Annotated in this window: 20 protein-coding genes; 4 read left to right on the forward strand and 16 right to left on the reverse strand. The window is 49.1% G+C overall.

Annotated features, from left to right (window positions below; translation table 11 throughout):
- The first annotated feature begins 19 nt into the window (after positions 1-19).
- Complete coding sequence (gene sthA / locus DS731_RS17325) at positions 20-1,444, forward strand: Si-specific NAD(P)(+) transhydrogenase (protein ID WP_119502504.1); 1,425 nt, start codon at positions 20-22, stop codon at positions 1,442-1,444.
- Between the two features lie 83 nt (positions 1,445-1,527).
- Here sthA and DS731_RS17330 read toward each other — a convergent pair whose 3' ends face one another.
- Together DS731_RS17330 and DS731_RS17335 are read right to left on the reverse strand one after the other, a co-directional pair.
- Complete coding sequence (locus DS731_RS17330; RefSeq protein ID WP_119502505.1) at positions 1,528-1,839, reverse strand: pyridine nucleotide transhydrogenase; 312 nt, start codon at positions 1,837-1,839, stop codon at positions 1,528-1,530.
- 373 nt (positions 1,840-2,212) lie between these two features.
- Positions 2,213-4,456 (reverse strand): EAL domain-containing protein, encoded by a 2,244-nt coding sequence (locus tag DS731_RS17335; protein WP_119502506.1) that lies wholly within the window; start codon positions 4,454-4,456, stop codon positions 2,213-2,215.
- A 132-nt stretch (positions 4,457-4,588) separates the two neighbouring features.
- On the opposite strand from DS731_RS17335, the gene DS731_RS17340 reads away from it, so the two are divergent.
- Complete coding sequence (locus DS731_RS17340; RefSeq protein ID WP_119502507.1) at positions 4,589-5,491, forward strand: TIGR03899 family protein; 903 nt, start codon at positions 4,589-4,591, stop codon at positions 5,489-5,491.
- A 64-nt stretch (positions 5,492-5,555) separates the two neighbouring features.
- On the opposite strand, the gene DS731_RS17345 is transcribed toward DS731_RS17340, so the two are convergent.
- The 13 genes from DS731_RS17345 to DS731_RS17405 form a co-directional block, all read right to left on the reverse strand.
- Positions 5,556-6,302: a phosphoadenylyl-sulfate reductase gene (locus DS731_RS17345; protein WP_119502508.1), complete on the reverse strand. Its 747-nt coding sequence runs from the start codon at positions 6,300-6,302 to the stop codon at positions 5,556-5,558.
- Positions 6,295-8,013, reverse strand: coding sequence for an assimilatory sulfite reductase (NADPH) hemoprotein subunit (gene cysI, locus DS731_RS17350; protein WP_119502509.1), 1,719 nt, complete (start codon positions 8,011-8,013; stop codon positions 6,295-6,297). Before cysI ends, DS731_RS17345 begins: the two co-directional genes overlap by 8 nt.
- The gene (locus DS731_RS17355; RefSeq protein ID WP_119502510.1) at positions 8,013-9,839 is read right to left on the reverse strand and encodes an assimilatory sulfite reductase (NADPH) flavoprotein subunit; all 1,827 of its coding nucleotides are present in this window, start codon (positions 9,837-9,839) and stop codon (positions 8,013-8,015) included. The genes cysI and DS731_RS17355 overlap by 1 nt, the downstream gene beginning before the upstream one ends.
- A 212-nt stretch (positions 9,840-10,051) precedes the next feature.
- Positions 10,052-10,825, reverse strand: a complete 774-nt coding sequence (locus DS731_RS17360) for a TIGR04219 family outer membrane beta-barrel protein (protein WP_119502511.1) — start codon at positions 10,823-10,825, stop codon at positions 10,052-10,054.
- A 3-nt stretch (positions 10,826-10,828) separates the two neighbouring features.
- The gene (locus DS731_RS17365; protein WP_119503480.1) at positions 10,829-11,821 is read right to left on the reverse strand and encodes a DUF2333 family protein; all 993 of its coding nucleotides are present in this window, start codon (positions 11,819-11,821) and stop codon (positions 10,829-10,831) included.
- A 126-nt stretch (positions 11,822-11,947) separates the two neighbouring features.
- Positions 11,948-12,289: a hypothetical protein gene (locus DS731_RS17370; protein WP_119502512.1), complete on the reverse strand. Its 342-nt coding sequence runs from the start codon at positions 12,287-12,289 to the stop codon at positions 11,948-11,950.
- Positions 12,289-12,492, reverse strand: a complete 204-nt coding sequence (locus DS731_RS17375; protein ID WP_119502513.1) for a PspC domain-containing protein — start codon at positions 12,490-12,492, stop codon at positions 12,289-12,291. The genes DS731_RS17370 and DS731_RS17375 overlap by 1 nt, the downstream gene beginning before the upstream one ends.
- Before the next feature lie 64 nt (positions 12,493-12,556).
- Positions 12,557-13,222 (reverse strand): phage shock protein PspA, encoded by a 666-nt coding sequence (gene pspA / locus DS731_RS17380; protein WP_119502514.1) that lies wholly within the window; start codon positions 13,220-13,222, stop codon positions 12,557-12,559.
- A gap of 302 nt (positions 13,223-13,524) precedes the next feature.
- Positions 13,525-13,812, reverse strand: coding sequence for a hypothetical protein (locus tag DS731_RS17385; protein WP_119502515.1), 288 nt, complete (start codon positions 13,810-13,812; stop codon positions 13,525-13,527).
- Positions 13,813-14,016: 204 nt separating this feature from the next.
- Positions 14,017-15,030, reverse strand: a complete 1,014-nt coding sequence (dusA, locus tag DS731_RS17390; RefSeq protein ID WP_119502516.1) for a tRNA dihydrouridine(20/20a) synthase DusA — start codon at positions 15,028-15,030, stop codon at positions 14,017-14,019.
- Between the two features lie 190 nt (positions 15,031-15,220).
- The gene (locus DS731_RS17395) at positions 15,221-16,117 is read right to left on the reverse strand and encodes a DMT family transporter (RefSeq protein WP_119502517.1); all 897 of its coding nucleotides are present in this window, start codon (positions 16,115-16,117) and stop codon (positions 15,221-15,223) included.
- Positions 16,118-16,206: 89 nt separating this feature from the next.
- Positions 16,207-17,625 carry an ATP-binding protein gene (locus DS731_RS17400; protein ID WP_119502518.1) on the reverse strand — a complete coding sequence of 473 codons (1,419 nt, stop codon included), beginning with the start codon at positions 17,623-17,625 and terminating at the stop codon, positions 16,207-16,209.
- Positions 17,625-18,323 (reverse strand): response regulator transcription factor, encoded by a 699-nt coding sequence (locus DS731_RS17405; RefSeq protein WP_119502519.1) that lies wholly within the window; start codon positions 18,321-18,323, stop codon positions 17,625-17,627. Before DS731_RS17405 ends, DS731_RS17400 begins: the two co-directional genes overlap by 1 nt.
- 169 nt (positions 18,324-18,492) lie before the next feature.
- Here DS731_RS17405 and DS731_RS17410 point away from each other — a divergent pair, with 169 nt between their 5' ends.
- Positions 18,493-18,915: a hypothetical protein gene (locus DS731_RS17410; RefSeq protein WP_119502520.1), complete on the forward strand. Its 423-nt coding sequence runs from the start codon at positions 18,493-18,495 to the stop codon at positions 18,913-18,915.
- Between the two features lie 144 nt (positions 18,916-19,059).
- A complete protein-coding gene (locus DS731_RS17415) occupies positions 19,060-19,377 on the forward strand; it encodes a DUF3817 domain-containing protein (protein WP_202980670.1) in 318 nt (105 codons plus the stop codon).
- An 83-nt stretch (positions 19,378-19,460) separates the two neighbouring features.
- Here DS731_RS17415 and gloA read toward each other — a convergent pair whose 3' ends face one another.
- Positions 19,461-19,988, reverse strand: a complete 528-nt coding sequence (gloA, locus tag DS731_RS17420) for a lactoylglutathione lyase (protein ID WP_119502522.1) — start codon at positions 19,986-19,988, stop codon at positions 19,461-19,463.
- Positions 19,989-19,994 lie beyond the last annotated feature (6 nt).

The raw sequence follows: 19,994 nt of genomic DNA on the forward strand, positions 1-19,994 counted from the left end.
CCATTGAGTATTTTCGACCATGACAAAGAAAACAGCGAAAGTCGCAGAACCTTCTTATCAGTTTGACGCCATTGTGATCGGCACCGGACCCGGTGGTGAAGGTGTGGCCATGCAGCTGGCCAAGGCCGGTCAGAAAGTCGCCGTTATTGAGCGCTACGAAGCCGTCGGCGGTGGCTGTACTCACTGGGGCACAATTCCGTCAAAAGCTCTTCGTCACTCAGTCAGCCGTTTGATTGAATACAATACCACTTCACTGTTTTCGGAAAATCAGGTTGCCCGCCACGTTACTTTTCAGGACATCATGAGTCATGCAAGCGGCGTGATTAAGAAGCAATCCCGTTTGCGTACATCATTTTATGACAGAAACCGGGTAAGCCTGATCCACGGTGAGGCCAGCTTTGTTGATAAAAATACAATACAAATTGTGCGTCCCGACGGCTCAAAGGATCTCATCACTGCACGTCAGATTGCCCTGGCAACCGGTTCACGCCCTTACTCACCTAAGGATATAGATTTTAATCACCCCCGTATTTATAACTCAGACACCATTTTGTCGCTTAAGCATGAGCCGCAGAACATCATTATTTACGGTGCCGGGGTAATCGGTTCTGAATACGCCAGTATTTTCCGGGGTATGGGTGTGAAAGTGGATCTGGTGAATATGCGGGATCGTCTGCTGTCGTTCCTTGATGCAGAAATCTCAGACGCCCTGAGCTATCACCTGTGGAACAACGGTGTGGTTATCCGTCACACTGAAACCTATAAGAGCGTACAAGGTCATGACGACTGTGTGATCATGGAACTGGAGTCGGGCAAACGCATGAAAGCAGACTGTCTGCTGTTTGCTAACGGCCGTACCGGTAATACTGACATGCTCAATCTCGATGCGGTGGGGCTCAAAGCCGACTCACGGGGACAACTGCGGGTAGATGAGAATTACCGTACCGAAATCGATAATATCTTCGCGGTCGGTGATGTGATTGGTTACCCGAGTCTGGCCTCGGCAGCCTACAATCAGGGCCGCTCTGCCGCAGAAGCCATGATTTCCGGTAAAGCAAACTCTGGCTTGGTTGAAGACATCCCCACCGGTATTTATACAATTCCTGAAATCAGCTCTGTGGGTAAAAATGAGCAGGAACTGACCGCTTTGAAAGTGCCTTATGAAGTAGGCCGCGCCCAGTTTAAGCACCTTGCCCGCGCGCAAATTGCATCCACCACTGTGGGCAGCCTAAAAATACTCTTCCACCGTGAAACCAAAGAAGTATTGGGTATTCACTGCTTCGGAGAGCGGGCTTCTGAAATCGTGCACATCGGCCAGGCAATCATGCAGCAAAAAGATGGCGGGAATACGATTGATTACTTTGTAAATACCACCTTCAATTACCCTACCATGGCAGAAGCATACCGGGTGGCAGCATTAAACGGGCTCAACCGGATCTTCTGAATCCGGTTTCTTAACACATCTGCCCGCTTTTGCGGGCACAAAAAAACCGGCTTCAAAAAGCCGGTTTTTCAGTTCAGAACAAATTAGCGGTTCATTGCTAAGCTATTTTTAGCCTGAAGCGCGTCTCTGTGAGCTACGATATCGATTTGCATTTTTTCAGCATCGAAAGTCATTGTAGCAATGGCGTAGTCGCCAAAATTTTCGCTCGCCTGCTCTGTTACTTGTTGTTGTGCATCGCGGTAACGAATGTTGTTGCTGATTTGATCAGTCATACATTGGTTATTCATTTCGAATGTTTTCGCATCCATACAATCGAAAAGCTGGCTTTCACCAGACTCCGCATGCGCAACACCAAACGACGTTAAGAGCGCGAGGCCAATAATTGTTTTACGCATGTGATTACTCCTGTGATACAGTGGATACTGTTATGGCAAAGCATACTGTATAAACGGTGATCAGTCAAATTCAGATCACATCAATATGACAGTAATGTGACACAGTGAAATATTTCCGTATTTAATTAGAAGTATCAGGGGAATCCCCCGGTGAAACTGCGTTCAGCTATCGCCTGAGAAGCCCGAAGAGCAGCAAAAACAGGCACCTGATAACATTTTAGTCACAATGTGATAAACCCGTATAAACGAAGATTAGCCGGCCCCTATCTTTTCAGAAGTGACAACCAGCTATTTCCCCTCATTATTTAGTATTAATCTGAATACCAAAAATAGCGAAAATATACGTAATTAATAGCGTCACGCCTGAACGATGCTATTCATCGTCACTCTCCTTATTTTTAGCAATCAGAAATGCTTTCAGATCATCAAAGGGCATAGGTTTGGCAAACAAAAAGCCCTGAGCCTCGTCGCAACCGAGCTTAATCATAAAGCTGGCCTGCTCACGCTTCTCCACGCCCTCGGCAATAGTCACCAGACCAAGCTTGTTACCCAGTGTCACTATAGTCTCTGCAATGACTGCATTTTCGCCGGGCTTTATGTCCTTCACGAATGAGCGGTCGACTTTGAGCCGGTCCAGCGGCAGTTTCTGCAGATAACTCATGGAGGAGAAGCCGGTACCGAAATCGTCAATTGCAATGGCAACGCCAAACTCTTTAAGCAGGGTCAGTGCGTCTATGACAATTTGCGGTTCATCCATCACCACGCTTTCAGTGATCTCCAGTTCCAGTCGTTTAGGTGAACAGCCATAGCGTGTCAGTGCACTTTTCACCTTCTCCACAAACAAACGGTCTCTGAACTGCGGAATAGATACATTGACCGCTACGCGGATATCATCGAAGCCACTGTCTGTCAGCTCTTTTATGCGCCGGCATGACTCTTCTACCACCCAGTGACCGATATCGACAATTAAACCGGAATACTCAGCCATGGGCACGAACTCGGCCGGCGAAATATATCCGCCCTTACCGTCAGGCCAGCGTAGCAGGCCTTCAACTCCGATAACCTTTTCACTGACCAGGTCCACCTGAGGCTGAAACCACAATTGCAACACCCGATCCTGAAAATCGGTACGTAATTGCCTGATCATATTTAACTGGCGGGTTGTCCGCTGTTCAAACTCAGGCTGATAATACTCAAAGTTATCAGCCAACTTTTTCTTCGCCCGGTTGAGGGCAATATTGGTTCTCTTCAGCGTATCGATACCAATGCTCTTGTCAGAGCCAATCCGGTAGAGACCGATGGTCACATTGACAGGTAAAGTATGGTCGCCGGCGGTGAAGCTTTCAGAGAACACAGCGTTTATCGCCTGCGGTGTGACCTGCAACTCAGAACCAATTAAACCGAAAACATCTCCCCCGATCCGGCTTTTAATCACCCGCTCGTCAAAACCCGCTTCCAGTCTTTCACCAATGGCCTTCAGCAACATATTGCCCGCTTCCTGACCCAATCCGTCATTGATGTCTGAAAAGTGATTCACATCCACCAGTGCCACGCACAGATCGGTGGCACCGGAAACAGAGGGCCGGTCCAGCATATTGATAAATTCATTCCGGTTGGGCAACCGGGTCAGCCAGTCACGGAAGGCTGCATTTCTTAATTCGTGGAAAAGGTTTACGTTCTCATAGCCCACCGAGATACTGGAAAGAAACACCTCGAGCAGTTGCCGGTCGACCTGAGTCAGCTCTTTATTCATATTCATGTAAACAGCCGCTTCAAAACCGGAGCTGTTCAGATACAAAATAGAACTGTGATTTTCAAGAATGTGTTTTTTAAGGCGTAAACTGCGATTGATATTCTCAACAATGGCAGGGTCTTCAATGGTTTCTACAGGCTCATTGATAAAGCTGGCAAAGTTACCCGCTGCACCGAGTATGTAGACACCATTGTCGTCTCTGTCGAGGACTGAGCCTGCCCGCGCGCACACCACACCTTCAGCTTCCAATCCGAGCAAGGAACTGATTTGGGTCACGATTCCCTCACAGAATCCCTTCACCGAGTGTTCTTCAAGCAAGTTGGAAGCAGAGGCGATGATTTTCTGCAGGCCCAGACGGCTTTGGTTGATGGTCAGAATTTGCTGGTACGAGCGCACTGACGACAAAACGGTAGTCAGCAGCTTACTGCGGGTCAGCTCTGTTTTCGTTTTATAATCGTTGATGTCATAGGTGCGGATCACGTGCTCTTCCGGGGCGTACCCGGGCTGTCCGGTGCGGAGAATTATGCGGGGCTCAGGAAGATCAAGATTTTCACGGAGATATTGCACAACTTGCAAACCGGCATCATCGGTTTCCATCACTACATCCAGCAGGATAATAGCCACGTCCCTGCCATGTTCTTCAAGTAACGCTTTAGCCTGCTCACCGGAATAGGCGTGCATAAAATTCAGCTTTCTGTCACTGACGATTAAATCTGCCAGCGCCAGTCTTGTAACTGTATGAATTTCCTCATCGTCATCGACAATAAGTACATTCCACACCTTGTGGATCTGAGGCTCTAATTCCGGATGTGCTTCTTCATCTAAGAAAATAAGCTCATCATTTTCATAACCAGCCGATGACATCGAATATCTATCCTTATATACCGCCTTATTTAATCGTACTCGCTGGTTGTCTTTTTGCAAGTTATTCGACAAGTTGCTTAACCTTTGCGGCGGGCGTACAGTACCAGCAGACTTTACAAGAACACTATCTCTATGAAAGTAACGGATTCCGGTCAGTCCCCTCCGGTTCAGCCGGCTGTCACGGTGAAAACGGAAAAGTCCTCCGCGACACAGGCAGATCCCCGTAAAAGCAGCACGGCTTCACGCTCTGCCAGTGACAATGCGCAACGTATACAGTCGTTGTTTGCCCGTGCCGGCATAGGTCATAACATGATTCTGCCGGACGAAGCAGCCCGTCAGCAGGCGATAAAACGCAGAAATGATATTCTGGCGTTGTCTCGCATAAAAAATCTGCAGGCCATCATGGATGTAGCATTGAGTGTCAGCTTAACGGAGACCAGCAATGAACCGGTTGACCCCGACTGGTTTTATGCATTTTCCCGTCTGGCAGAGAATATTCACTCCCCCGCGATGCAGGGACTATGGGGAAAAATTTTTGCTGTTGAAGTCAGTAAGCCCGGCGCTTTTTCCCTGCGTACACTGGAAACACTAAAAGTGCTGACCCAACGGGATGCAGCGATGTTTTCCAAAGCAGCCTCTTTGTCCTGCTTGCGTCAGGGAGATACCGTGCCCCGCCTGATCACCGGCTATCACCGTAAGCCAGGTTTCTGGCGTTTATTTGGTCACCGTCAACCCGAGGGTGTAAACCTGGCTGCCTATGGTCTGAGTTATCCGGACCTGCTTGCCCTTATCGACATGAAACTCATATTCGCCAGCGAAATTGAAAGTGGTGAATTACCGGTGTCTGAAAGTATCAAATGGCGTTGCGGGAGTGACACATTCACAGTAACACCATCAGGTCAGGGGCTTGCCTTTGTATACTATAAATTTACCAGTACCGGTGCTGAGCTTGCCAGGCTCATAACCAGACATAGTGCATCGGCATATGTGGATGCACTTAAGCAACGCCTCAGCCAGGCCTTTATTATTGAATAAACGGGTAAATAAAAAAGGGCGGCATACCTGCTGGCAGCCGCCCTTCCTGATCAACTGTAAACAATCAGATACCGTCACCGAATTCGTGCAGACCACACTCCCGCTTTAATCCGAAGAAGCGTGTATCCTGCTCACTCATGCCCTCTTGCAGAGACTGAGTAGTATGCCAGTCACCAATGGAGACGTAGCCTTCTTCCCATAACGGGTGATACGGCAAATCGTTATCTTTCAGATAGTAGTGCAAATCTTTATTCGACCAGTCGATGATCGGATAAACCTTGAACTGATTGCCAACTTTCTGCAGTACGGGCAACTTTTCCCGGGTATCAGACTGACTTCTGCGTAAACCGGCAAACCATGTACCCGCACCGAGCTCTTTCAGCGCCCGTTGCATCGGTTCAACTTTGTTCATCCGGTTGTATTTCTCAATGCCTTCGACACCCTGTTCCCACAAACGGCCAAATCGGGCTTCCTGCCAGGCGGAGGTCATATCAGAACGATATACCTTAAGGTTCAGATTGAGCTTCTCTGTAAGCTCATCAATAAACTTATAGGTTTCCGGAAAAAGATAACCGGTATCCGTCAGAACCACGGGAATATCCGGCATTGCTTTAGTCAGCAAATGCAGCATCACCGCAGACTGTGCGCCAAAACTGGAAGACAAAATCGCGTTGCCGGGCAGCATTTTCAGTGCCCGGGCAATACGGCCAGCCGCATCCATGCCTTCCAGCTCTGCATTAATTGCTGCAATCTCCGCTGCACTGGTATCCAGTGACAGCGGTGATGTGGTGTCGATTAAGGTATCAGTCATAGAAATCTCTTGCTGAGTCAACAACAGGCGCAATGATGCCTGCTCTGACGACGTAGTCACCGAACGCTTCACCGCTTTCACGTTCTTTCGCCCAGCGACCAATCAATGTATCAAGTTCTGAGAAGATCTCATCTTCACTGATGTTCTCCTGATACATTTTCGGAATACGCGTACCTTCGCGGTTACCGCCCAGGTGCAGGTTATATTTACCCGGACCTTTACCCACCAGGCCAATTTCGGCCAGCATGGCGCGGCCACACCCGTTGGGACAACCTGTAATACGGAAGATAATGCTGTCATCTGCAACGCCATGTTGTGATAACAGTCCTTCCATGCGGTCAACCGCTTCCGGCAGATAACGCTCAGCTTCAGCCATCGCCAGCGGACAGGTTGGCAACGACACACAAGCCATGGAATCCAGCTTCTGGTTAGATGTGTCGTCTTCGATCAGCTTGTGATCGCGGGCGATTTTTTCAATCACAGCTTTCTGATCCGCCGGTACACCTGCAACAATCAGGTTCTGATTTGCGGTCATCCGGAAGTCGCCTTTGTGGATCTTCGCGATTTCCTTACAGCCGGTTTTCAGCGGACGACCCGGGAAGTCCAGAATACGGCCATTCTCAATGAACAGAGTCAGGTGGTATTTGCCATCGATACCTTCAACCCAGCCAAAGCTGTCACCACGGGTAGTAAATTCATACGGGCGGCTGTCAGCAAAGCTCACACCTGCACGTTTTTCCACTTCCGCTTTGAAGTTTTCAACGCCTACACGCTCAAGGGTATATTTGGTTTTCGCGTTCTTACGGTTAACACGGTTACCCCAGTCACGCTGAGTCGTTACCACTGCTGCCGCTACATCCAGCGTATTCTCCAGCGGGATGAAACCAAAATCAGTCGCTTTACGGGGATACGTTGACTTATCACCGTGGGTCATAGCCAGACCACCGCCAACCAGAACATTAAAGCCCACCAGCTTGCCGTTTTCAGCAATAGCGACAAAGTTCAGATCGTTAGCGTGAACATCCACATCGTTTTGCGGGGGGATCACAACGGTAGTTTTGAACTTACGTGGCAGATAGTTATCACCTAAAATCGGCTCAACCGGCTTCTCAGTAGATTCAACTTTTTCACCATCCAGCCAGATCTCGGCATAAGCACGGGTTTTCGGTAACAGGTGCTCGGAAATCTTTTTCGCCCACTCATAAGCTTCTACGTGAAGCTGAGACTCTACCGGATTGGAAGTACACAGTACGTTACGGTTCACATCACCGGCAGTAGCAATAGAGTCAATACCGGTACTGTTCAGCGTCTGGTGCATCAGCTTGATATGCGGCTTCAGTACACCGTGAAACTGGAACGTCTGACGGGTAGTAAGGCGAATACTGCCGTACATGGTGTGCTCTTCAGCAAACTTGTCGATAACCAGCCACTGCTCAGGAGAAATAATACCGCCGGGTAAACGGGCACGCAGCATCACGTTATGCAGCGGCTCAAGCTTCTGTTTTGCGCGCTCAGAACGAATATCGCGGTCATCCTGCTGGTACATACCGTGGAAGCGGATCAGCTGAAAGTTATCAGCCGTGAAGCCACCGGTGAGATCGTCTTTCAGATCCTGCTCTATGGTGCCACGTAAATTATTACTTTCACGCTTCAAACGTTCGTTGTCGGCCAGTTTGCCTTCAACAATAAAAGGAGACTTTTCGTTACTCATTAATAAACATCCTTCTGATAACGTTTCGCTTTGCGCATGGCAACTAAATACTCTTTGGCATCGTCTTCAGACTTGCCGCCGTGCTGCTGAATAATTGATAACAATGCAGCTTCAACATCTTTTGCCATGTGGGTTGCATCACCACACACATAGAAATGTGCGCCGGCTTCTAACCATTCGAATACGTCTTTACCGTTTTCGATCAGACGGTGTTGCACATAAATCTTTTCTTTCTGGTCACGGGAGAATGCCAGTGTGATCTTGTCAACCAGACCCGATTTCACGTAGCCCTGCCACTCAACCTGATACAAGAAATCCTGAGTAAAATTAGGATTGCCGAAGAACAACCAGTTCTTACCGTCTGCACCTTGTGCGTCACGCTCTTGCATAAAGGCGCGGAACGGCGCAATACCGGTGCCCGGCCCAACCATAATAACTGGCGTATCTGGGTTTTCTGGCAAACGGAAGTTGTCATTTTTCTCAATGTACACTTCCACTTCTGCGCCTTCTTCCAGACCTTCACAGAGGAAGCCGGATGCGCCGCCCTGATGGCGTTTGCCAAAGGCTTCATAATCAACATGAGCGATAGTCAGATGCACTTCGTCTTCCACTTCATCCTGACTGGAAGCAATGGAATATAAACGGGGCGTCAGCGGACGCAATGCATCAGCCAGTACCTGCGCATCAACCTTTGCAGGGTGTTCCCGTACGATATCGATGATCTGACGCTCAGCCAGATAAGTCCGTAACTGAGCAGGATCTTCAATCAGCGCAGCCAGAGCATCAGAGCCGGTAGCCTGCTGATAAGCCTTGACGAAAGTCGGATAACTCAGCGTCAGTTCCAGCTTCCCGGCGAGGGCATCTGCGATAGTCGTTGTAGCATCTGCCACTTTAACTTCTTCACTGCCGCTTAAGCCGGTGAGCGATAACATCTCTTCAACCAGCGCCGGAGCGTTTTTAAACCACACACCAAGCGCGTCACCAGCACGGTACTGAATACCGGAATCTTCCAGGCTGATTTCAACATGACGGATGTCTTTAACAGAATCGCGGCCGGTAATTTTTTGCGACTCGATAAGCGTTGCCGCAAACGGTGCCTTCTTGGTATAGGTCTGCTCCGCACTACCAGCTACTGCCGAACCTGACTGAACAGCAACCGCAGCGCCTGCCGGTACACCGGCGAAGTCGTCTTTCAACGCAGCAATTAATTGCTCACCCCAGCTCTTTGCTGACTCTTCGTAATCTACATCACAGTCCTGACGTGCAACAACAGCCGAACCACCAAGCTTGCCTAATCGCTCATCAAAGTCTTTGCCTGTCTGACAGAAGAACTCGTAGCTGCTGTCACCCAGACCCAATACCGCATATTTCAGACCATCCAGCTTAGGTGCCTTTTTGCCACCCAGAAATTCGTGGAATTCCACTGCATCATCAGGGGCATCACCTTCACCATGTGTGCTGACAAAAACAGCCACGTGGGTTTCAGCTTTAATCTGACGGGGCTTGTAATCAGCCATGCTAATCAGTTTACTGGTATACCCTGCCGCTTCGGCCTGCGCCTGAAACTGCTGGGCAACACCTTTTGCGTTACCCGTTTGTGAGCCATAGAGAATGGTGAGCACAGGGGCATTGCCCGCTGCCGCCGCCGGCGCTGCTAACTGAGGTGCAACACCACCACCCTGCGCGGCTGCCATTCCTGCTGCGTAACCACTTACCCAAGTAAGCTGATCACGGTTTAAGCCTGCAATGGCCTGCGTAATCGCATTCCATTGTTGCTCATTGAGCACCGCACCGGGTGCCTGATTTTGATTCGAATTCGCTGACATAACTCATAAGCCTTATTGAGATAGCGTAAAGGTATCGACTTTTTTTGAGAAGAGAAAAGAATAAATCACACTTTTTTATGCTCTAAAGTTTTTAAAAAGCACTCTTGAAATGTGATCACCCTCTAAAAGACAACTGCCGCAAGCAATGCTTACGGCAGTTTTACAATCGCAGATTAGTCCGGCGGTTTTATCTGACCAGCCGGTCAGCGGGATTAGAAGTGGATTTCAATACCCGCAAACGGACCATCCCAGCTCATATCAGCATAGGCACCGTCAAGATCATCCAGATCCACTTCCACATTCCGGTAACCAGCCTGAATCGTCATGTCTACTGCCAGGCTTTCAATAAAGGAATACGTCAGCGCAATCTGATAGTCACTGAAGGTATGATCGCCAACCGACAGATAATTCCCTTCGGCATAAGCGCCCAGACCGGTAAACGGCAGGCCTACAGCAACCCGTGAATAAGCCATGGGGATAACACCGGAAAAAGGCAGCTCGCCGCTGGTCTGTGTATCAGCATCATTGACAAACAATGTACCGTCGATGTATTTGCCTGTCAGACCCAAATCAAAACTGACCAGGTCGTTGTCAAACAGCTCGTAATACAATGTCAGATCGGTGGTGGACATTTCTACCTGCGTATAAATATCGCTACCGGTGGTATACAAGTCGCCATCAAAGGTGAAACTGGTTTGCAGCGCCGTGGTGCCATCCGAGTCCAGCGTAGTGTAGTTCACCTTAACGTTTGGCAAAAACGGCACCGGATGTTCAACAGCGATATATAAGGAAGAGTTCGCCTGACTGTCAAAGTTGAAGTCAGCCATGGTGCTGTCATTGGAAAATGTGCCGTCGTCAGCGAAGCCGCCTGACGTACTTGTGCGCCATCCCTGACCACCGAGATAAAGACCGGCCAGTGTGTCTGCCATTACAGGCGATGCAGATAAAGCTGCAGCGGTTGCTACTGCCATAATGCATTTTTTCATGAATTATCCTTGATTGAGAAGTTCAGTCAGTTCGATTAGTGCTGCATTAGCACGGGAAATATAATTCGCCATTACCAGAGAATGGTTCGCCATCATACCGAAACCATCCCCGTTTAAAATCATCGGACTCCACACTGTTTGTTGTGTAGCTTCCAGTTCACGGATGATTTGACGCAAACTGACCAGCGCGTTTTTGTCTTCCAGTACATCCGCAAACTCAATTTCCACCGCTTTTAAGAAGTGTAGCATTGCCCAGGTAGCACCACGGGCCTCATAAAAATTATCGTCCAGCTTCCACCAGCTGGTTTTCACCACTTTTTCATTCACAGTCGGTGTAGATTGTCTGGCATTTTTATCACCGGCAAGGTCTGTATTCATCCGCGATGAACCTACACTGGCGCTCAGACGCTGTGAGTAAGAACCCAGACGTTTTTCAACTTGTTTCAACCAGTCCCGCAGGTTATCGGCGCGGGTATAGAACTGACCGTCGCCGCGGGTCGGGTCTACCAGTTCTGCTCTGTAGGCTTTTAATGCCTTAATACCGTTGCGGTAAGATGACTCTGCAGATGGCAACGCCCAGCTCCGGCTGTTTACGTTAAATTCCGGCTGTGCTTTTGTCAGATTCGGGCTTTCAATAGACTGGGACTGAGAACGGCTGAAATCCTTACGCATGGACAACGACAAATCACGGATCATTTCCAGCGCCCCATATTCCCAGGCAGGCATATTGTCTAAAAAGAGGCCGGGGGGCATAACATCATTTGACAGATATCCGCCCGGCTTATCCAGCATATGTTCAGTTACCAGAATCAACGTGGTTGTTACAGTGTATCCGGGCACTTCAGTTTGAGTAGGGTTTTCTGCCGTTGCAGCGACAGACTGTCTTACATCAAATGTGTCAGGCTCGACACTCCAATACACGCCAATTAACCAAAAGAGTAAAAACAGGATCAGCACGGCTGCTGAGATCGTTTTGGTGTTTAAGTATTGTTTAATGCTCAACGTTAATATCCTTTTCTAATGACAAAATGGGCGTTGTAAACGCCCATTTATTACCATGTACCTGCACTTTAGCATCATGACGGCGAATTTTCGCCTTAATTTACTTCGCTTTTCCATCACTCAATGATTCGGATACACCGTTCGGGATTGACGGGGACGGCGGAACAGCCAGATGACAGCTGCCACTACTAACACCGGCCAAAGTGCACTCAGCCCCATCACCAGCAGTGCTGCTACACAGGCAAAGACTGCCAGTGCCAGCGTTCCGAACACACTCAGTGCGACAATGAACCCGATTGCAACAAACACCAGACCCACCGCCGATGCTGCGGCAAAATTTTCTAACGGCGACAACATATCATCCCCCATCATCAAATGAATACCCCACCAGTCGTTAAACAGATTGCCAAAGGCGTAAACTAGGATCAGTGCAATGATGACAGCCATAAATGCATTTTTCATTACGCCCACCTTGGTAACAGAAATGTTGCTGCGATATAAGCTATTAATACCGGCACATGAAACAGGATCAATCCGGCAACAGCGGCGACTCTTACCCAGGTCGCATCCACATCAAGGTATTTTGCCAGGCCTGCACAGACGCCACTTATCACGCCGTTGCTGGTATCGCGGTAGATTCGTTTATCAGTTTGCGGAAATTTCATCATATTCTCCTGTATGGCCGGTACGCGCCACCCGGCGCGTAGCCGTATCAATTTCAGTTATCGTTCAGGCAGCGCGTTTTTTCTTCATGGCCGCCAGTTCAGCATCTATGGCATCGCTGGTTTCCAGCGCTTTAAACTGAGCTTCCAGAGACTGCCCGCTGCCATCGGTGACATCATAGGCATCAACCTGCGCTTCCAGGTGCTCAATACGCTGCTCGTAGCTGTCGAAACGCGCCATTGCCGATTCAATTTGCTCGCTGTGAGTCACACTGCGGGCTTTCAGACGCACGCCGGCATTCTGTTTTCTTGCCACCAGACTCTTTTGCTTCTGACGGGCTTCAGCCAGTTTTGCGTGCAGACGACCGGTGTCCTCCTGAATACCGCTTAACATCTCTGTTAACTGCACTTTTTGAGATTCAATGGCTGCCAGTTTGTCGCTGAAAGCGTTTTTCTGTACCAACGCAGCCCGCGCTAGCTCATCCTTGCCTTTATCCATCGCCAGCTCAGCTTTTGCCATCCAGCCGTCAACATCCTTCTGAAGCTTTTCAGCCTGACGATCAAGATACTTTTCTTCAGCCAGATACTTCGCAGCCACGGAGCGCATTTCCACCAGCGTTTCTTCCATTTCCTGAATGATCAGGCGAATGACCTTCTCAGGATCTTCCGCCTTATCTAACATGGCATTGATGTTCGCCTGCACGATATCTGACATTCTTGAAAACATACCCATTGTGTTTCTCCTTTAACTGTCTTGTTTGTTCGGTAACACAATAGTTATTACAATGCCCGTGCCAGATATTTAAGATGTTGTTTTAAATGATATTTTATTATTCCGCGAGGGATTAAAGAGGTGCTCAGCGGGGTCGTATATAAATATTTAGTCATTTTGACCAGCCAGATTGGTTAAAATGACAACCTTCAAATTTCGATTTTCAATTGCACATAAAAAAACAGGCAACCGTTTAAGATTGCCTGCAACTTCGCACTGATAATGTTTGATGCTGAATTCGCATCTTACAGCAAGCCATAAGCTTACTCTTCTTCAGATTCAGTGTGTTCAGATTTTGATTGTGTCCCGCTTGCAGCAAGATCAGTCACACTCACTGACCCCGTTTTTGTTTCATCCGACAAACTGAAGTTATACGTTGCGTTAGCAACAGACTGACGTACGCCGTTACTGATTTCTTCGCCCGCCATAGACACGGCCTGATCAATCATGCGGCCAAGGAACGATTCAACTGCACTTTCCTGCGCCATCGCCTGTGAACTTAACATCGCAGCAGTTAATACAAGGCTGGTTAATAGTGTTTTCGCTTTCATGGTGTTTCCCTCTGGTAATGTTTTAAATAAAGCCGTACTTACTGCGACGACAAGTTACCTGAGAGATAGCGAGAGACGTGCCAACCTCCAAAAAAATTCTATACCATTGATTTATTTACTATTTAAACTCCCGACCTGGAAAACCCGGAAAGTTCAAAAAACGAACAACACTACAAGTTAGCGAAATAAACCACCCACGTTGGTCTATTCCGCTACCCGGGAATCGTTAAAGGCTTTCGCGTTGGCCTGCGCCTGTTCTACCTGCTCCAGCGCATTCATAAGAAGGTTTGGATCACGCTCTTTTCCCGTGCCATTCTGGCTTAAATATCGACGCCAGATGCGCCCGCCGGCCTGTCCCTGGTATAGGCCCAGCATATGACGGGCAACGTGCCAGGGTTTAAACCACTCATCGGTTTGACGTTCAATGTACTGCTGCATAATGTGAACAATTTCGCTGCGGGATTTCACCTGTGCATCATCGCCAAAAACCAGCTTATCAACCGACGAAAGCAAATAGGGATTCGAATAGGCTTCCCGCCCCATCATCACGCCATCCACTTTATTCAAGTGCTCCAGGGTATCGTCCAGGGTTTTCACACCGCCGTTAATGCTGATATTCAGATTGGGGTGTGTTTCTTTAAGCTGGTAAACACGGGGGTAATTCAGCGGCGGAATTTCACGGTTTTCCTTAGGGCTCAACCCCTGTAGCCAGGCTTTACGGGCATGCACAATAAAGGTATCGCAGCCCGCATCTGCCACAATATCAACAAACCGGGCAAACCCTTCGTATTCGTCCATATCGTCTATGCCAATACGGCATTTAACCGTTACCGGAATATCCACTGCCGCCTGCATGGCTTTCACACAATCCGCCACCACTTCAGGTTGCGCCATCAGGCATGCGCCGAAAGCACCGTTTTTAACCCGGTCAGACGGACACCCTACGTTGATATTGACCTCATCATAGCCACGTGCCTGCGCCATTTCAGAACACCGCGCCATATCGGAGGGATCACACCCGCCCAGTTGCAGCGCCACAGGATGCTCTTCTTCGTTGAAAGCCAGATAATCGCCTTTACCGTAAATCAATGCGCCGGTAGTGACCATCTCGGTGTACAACAAGCTGTGTTTTGAGATCTGACGCAGGAAGTAGCGGCAATGTTGATCGGTCCAGTCCAACATAGGTGCAATTGAAAACCGGCGGTGGGTAGATAGCATAGAAAAACCTGTAATCTTTTAACGAATATAGAACTGGTTTTTCAGCGGTCCTGCACTCCAAACCATCAATAAGCCCTTCGCAAACCTCACAGGTTCTCACGGAGAACCGTCGAACGGGCCGGATGGCTGTGATTTTAACACAGAATTACGCCCCGTGAACAAAACGGATATGATGACAATCCGGAGAAGCCTACGATTCAAACGCCCGTTCAGCCGGCATAACCGTTTTCTTTCTGCGTTTAGATTGCCCCAGCACCACACCACTGAGAATAAGGCCACAGGCCATTAGTTGGGTTTGCGTGAGAGTTTCGTCCAGCAACCAGTAAGCAAAGCCAATGGTATAAACGGGAATGAGGTTACTGAAAATGGTGGCCTTGCTTAAATCCATTTTGGTAATAGCGATGTTGTAAAGCAGATAGGCGCCTAGGGTTACGCATACGCCGAGGAAGACGATAGCGTAAAGCGCAGGGCCGGCGTGTAATGGCGGCACATCCTGACTGAATGCCAGCGGCATAAAGAATATCGCACCGGAAAACGCCTGTAAGGACGTCAGTACCAGCGGAGAGTAGCGGGTGGACAGTTTCTTCACACAAACACAGTACACCGCAGAACATGCCATTGCAGCCAGCTCAAGGGTATTGCCCAGCACCGGATTACTGGCATGAGCATTTTCTTCAGCCGCCCAGCTTAGCCAGACTAAACCGGCAAAAGCGACAACAAAACCTGCCTGAGCCGTGATAGTCATACGCTCTTTTAAAAAGATAAACGCCAGTGCTGCCGCCATAGGCGGTAAAACCGCTGTGACCATCCCGGCCTGTGCAGCCGAGGTGTACTGTAATGCCATAGCTTCAAAAACGAAGTACAAACAAGGCTCTGCGGCAGACATCAGCAGCAGTAACTTCCAGTCGCCTTTCTGATAAGTGAATCGGCTCAGACCCTTCCACATCAGCAGAAAACAAATACTTGCCACCACCATACGCAGAAAAATTACCCACATAGGCGAGTATTCGGCAAACGCGATTTTCAGCGCAATGAAAGAGCTACCCCACAACATGGTAGCAATGAGCAGCAGAATAAAAGGAAGCATAGAGAAACGGTCCGGTAAAAACAGCGGCAAGTTTAACAGAGGACGGAGATAAAACCTCTACCCGGACCGCAAATATTAGCAGTAAAAAGCTATGGTTTCTGTGTCAGCCGGAACTGCATATTCACCTGCAAACCACCTTTCTCTGACAAACTGAATGACATATCGCCGTCGTTCAGACGAACAGCTTCTGCCGCAATGGCGAGGCCAAGGCCGAGGCCGCCGGTGTCGCTGTTACGGGCGCTGTCAGTGCGGTAGAACGCATTGGTTAGTTTTGATAAATCTGCCGGTTCCACACCCGGCCCGTCATCTTCAATTACGATGGTCAGTTGACTACCGGCGACAGTACATGCCAGGGAAACGGAAGTGTTTGCGTATTTAAATGCGTTTCGCACCACATTCTCGATGGCGGTGAGGAATGGCTCTTCGTAAATACTGAGCGTGCCGTCTGCAAGAGCATGCTGCCAGCTAATCCCCAGTTGTTGCGCCTCGAATGCGGCATCTTCGCACAAGTCATCCAGTAATGCTTTTACAGTAATGTCTGCTTTGCCCTGCGAGATAGCACGGGATTCCATGGTGGTGAGATCGGATAAGCGCTGAATGTGCAGGTTAAGCAACTCATTTTCTTTTTCTGCCCGTTCCAGCAGCGGGATCAACGAGGGGTCCGCGCATTTTCGGCGTACCAGTGCCAGTGTCATTTGCAGGCGGGTAAGCGGCGTGCGCAATTCATGAGAAATGTCGGCGCTCTGACGTTTCTGATTCTGAATGAGCGCTGCTATTTTACCGGTCATATCATTGAACTGGGCAAACAATCGGGTAAAAGGTGATTCCCCGCTGCGACGGCCACCTTTGTCTGCAGACTGACTGTATTCGATGCGGTGATTCAACTGTCCCTGCCCCACCGCGGTGAATGCGTCACCCAGCCGGTTCAACGGGCGGGCAATAGAACGTACCAGTAACCAGCTCATCAAACTGGTCACGACCATAAAAATACCCAGCATCAGCCACCACGGTACGGCTCTGAAAACATCCAGAGGCCGTGGTCGCTCCGGGCGCCACAACACCAGTTTCCAATCCGGTCTGGCGGTCAGAGAAACCGGCCCTACAAGCCGTGTCCACTCCAGATTAATTTCCCTTTGCTGTTCTTTTTGTATGAAATACCAGAAGCGCTTACTGTTGAATTCTTCGGTGAGGGAGCGCCGCAAGGGCATACTGCTTTGCACCACGTTAAGCTCTTTATCAACAATGAGCCATTGATAAGATGTGCGGGTTTCCAGTTGCTCCAGTTGCCGGGGGATACCATGAGGATCAGCCGGGCGGCTGAGAAGAATGTTATCAATTCTCTGTGCCACATTATTCAGCAAACGACTATCCCTGCCGGAAAGCGGCTCGTTTTCATTGATTTCCTGCAGGATAAACGCCGGTATTGCAATGGACAGAATACACACCAGCAAAGTGAGCCAGAACCAGCCCAGTACTTTCAGATTAAAATTGCGGACAGCACCGGTCATCAGGCAAAAATTCCGTAACCGCGCCCGCGCTGACTTTTAATGTCTACCAGTGAATTTGCGGCAGTGAGCTTTTTACGCAGGTTACTGATGTGGGTGTCGATACTGCGATCGAAAGCTTGCAGGCGTCGTCCCAGGCACGCCTCGGATAGCTCTTCTTTGGTGATAAGTTCTCCGGGCTGCAAGCACAGATGCTTCAGTAATGCATATTCGCTGCCGGTGAGATCCAACACTTGCGACTGACAGGTCACCACCATTTTCTGCACATCAATGCTGATATCGCCAATCGGGATAACAGACTTTTTCGACAAACTGGCCGGTTCGTCTGTTGCGGCTTTATCACCGGTACGACGGATAATTGCCCGGATACGTGCCAGTAATTCGCGGTCGTTAAACGGTTTCGCCAGATAATCGTCAGCACCCAGTTCCAGCCCGAGTACTTTATCAAGGTCGTCTCCCCGGGCTGTCAGCATGAGCACCGGTAATTCACTTTTCTGGCGGATGGCTTTAAGCACGTCCAGCCCGTTGAGACCGGGCAGCATTACATCCAGCAATACCAGCTCGATATCGCTGCGGGCCAGAGCTTCCGCAAGACCAGACTCGCCATCGGCACAGTGAGTCACGTCGTAGCCGGACATGCCGAGAAACTCAGTGAGTAACTCTGCCAGCCCTTTATCGTCTTCGATTAATAGAATGCTCATGTCAATACGTCATCTGTCAATGCTATGTCAACTTGCTTGATACAGGGTCAATAATGCCTGACTTTTCATATGTTCACACCAGATTTGCACTTCTTAACGTTACGTGACATTCAGCGCGATAGTATGTATTCGTCCTCATTGTGAGGTAGCAGATTTTCAGGAGAACTTTATGAAACGTTCGATTAAAAAATTAAGCATTGTAAGCGTTGCCGCTCTTTTCATTGGTGCGGGTGTAACAGGCTTCGCGTTAGCAGCAACCGACGCAGCAGCGAAAACTGAGCGAATGGAGAAAATGGACTCCCCGCTGGTACCGCCGCAAATGCACAGAATGATGAAAGATGTTGAGTTAACGGCTGATCAGGAAGCAAAACTTGAAGCGCTGAAAGAAAAGCAGAAAGCATTGCGTGATGAATTCTGGGCTGTATTCACAGAAGAACAGAAAACACAGATGCTGCAGGATATGATGCACAGACCGCATAAAGACATGCGCGGACCCCGCGGCGACAAACGAGGTGGGGACAAGTTTGACAGAGGCGACCGTAAAAAACGTGGCGATGGTAAAGAGGTTGAAGCACCGGCAGAGCCGCAATAAATCCCCCTTTTATCATGTATTGAGAGGTCGCGGTTGCGACCTCTTTCATTTCAACTTCTTAAATAAGAATTATTCTCAACCTTTCACTTCATGCCCGGTGCAGGTAAACTGCACGTTCTTCATTTACAGAGTCCCGCCACTGACATGGAAAAAATCTTTATTATCGCAGCGCGCATTGAAGCATTTACCTGGTTCGGTCTGATCACCGGTATGTACTTCAAATACAATCTTGAAGTCACCGACCTGGGTGTCTGGTTATTCGGCCGTCTTCACGGTATCGCCTTTCTGATTTATTTTGTGGTTGCCATTGTTGCAGCGGTCCGCCTTCGCTGGAGCGCGTTGCACAGTATCCTGGCCATTCTTGCTGCTATTCCGCCACTGGCCACTTTGCCGCTGGAAGTCTGGTTTACAAAAAAGGGGATTCTGTCCGCACCAGCAGCGAAACAATCTGAAACCGTCTGAATTTTAAAAACCGGGGTTCAAAAACAAAAACGCGCCGGAGCATTGCTGCACGGCGCGCCTGAAATGCGGTGAAGTGCTTTACATCAGCCTCTAGCCACCCGCTCAGCGTCGAAAATTTCAATCCAGTATCCGTCCGGATCTTTAATGAACGCGATATTGTTCATCTTTCCGTCAGACAACCGCTTCTGAAACGCAACACCCAGTGACTCAAAACGCTCGCAGGCAGCCTCCAGATCCGGTACGTGAAAGCCTATATGACCAAAACCGCGGGGATCGCTGTTACCATTGTGATAGGTGGTTTCTCCGGCGGTGTCGCCCCAGTTGTGTGTCAATTCGAGCATGGCCGGACGACCGAAAGTTTGTGCTGTGCGTCTGGCGTCATCCTCGCTGATATCGGAGAAGTCTTCCCCGTGGGTCAGGAAGTACAGACTGAACTCCATATCGGGAAAATCGAGCTTTTTGAGTAAAGTCATACCCATAACACGGGTATAAAAGTCCAGCGAACGTGCCGGATCCGCGATGCGCAACATGGTCTGATTAAATACAAATCCGTCAGTTGCGGGATCTTTACGTTCACACAATCCGTCTGCCTGTTCGAAATGTCGGCTCATAGCAGT

This window comes from Alteromonas sp. RKMC-009, from assembly GCF_003584565.2.
Taxonomy (GTDB): domain Bacteria; phylum Pseudomonadota; class Gammaproteobacteria; order Enterobacterales; family Alteromonadaceae; genus Alteromonas.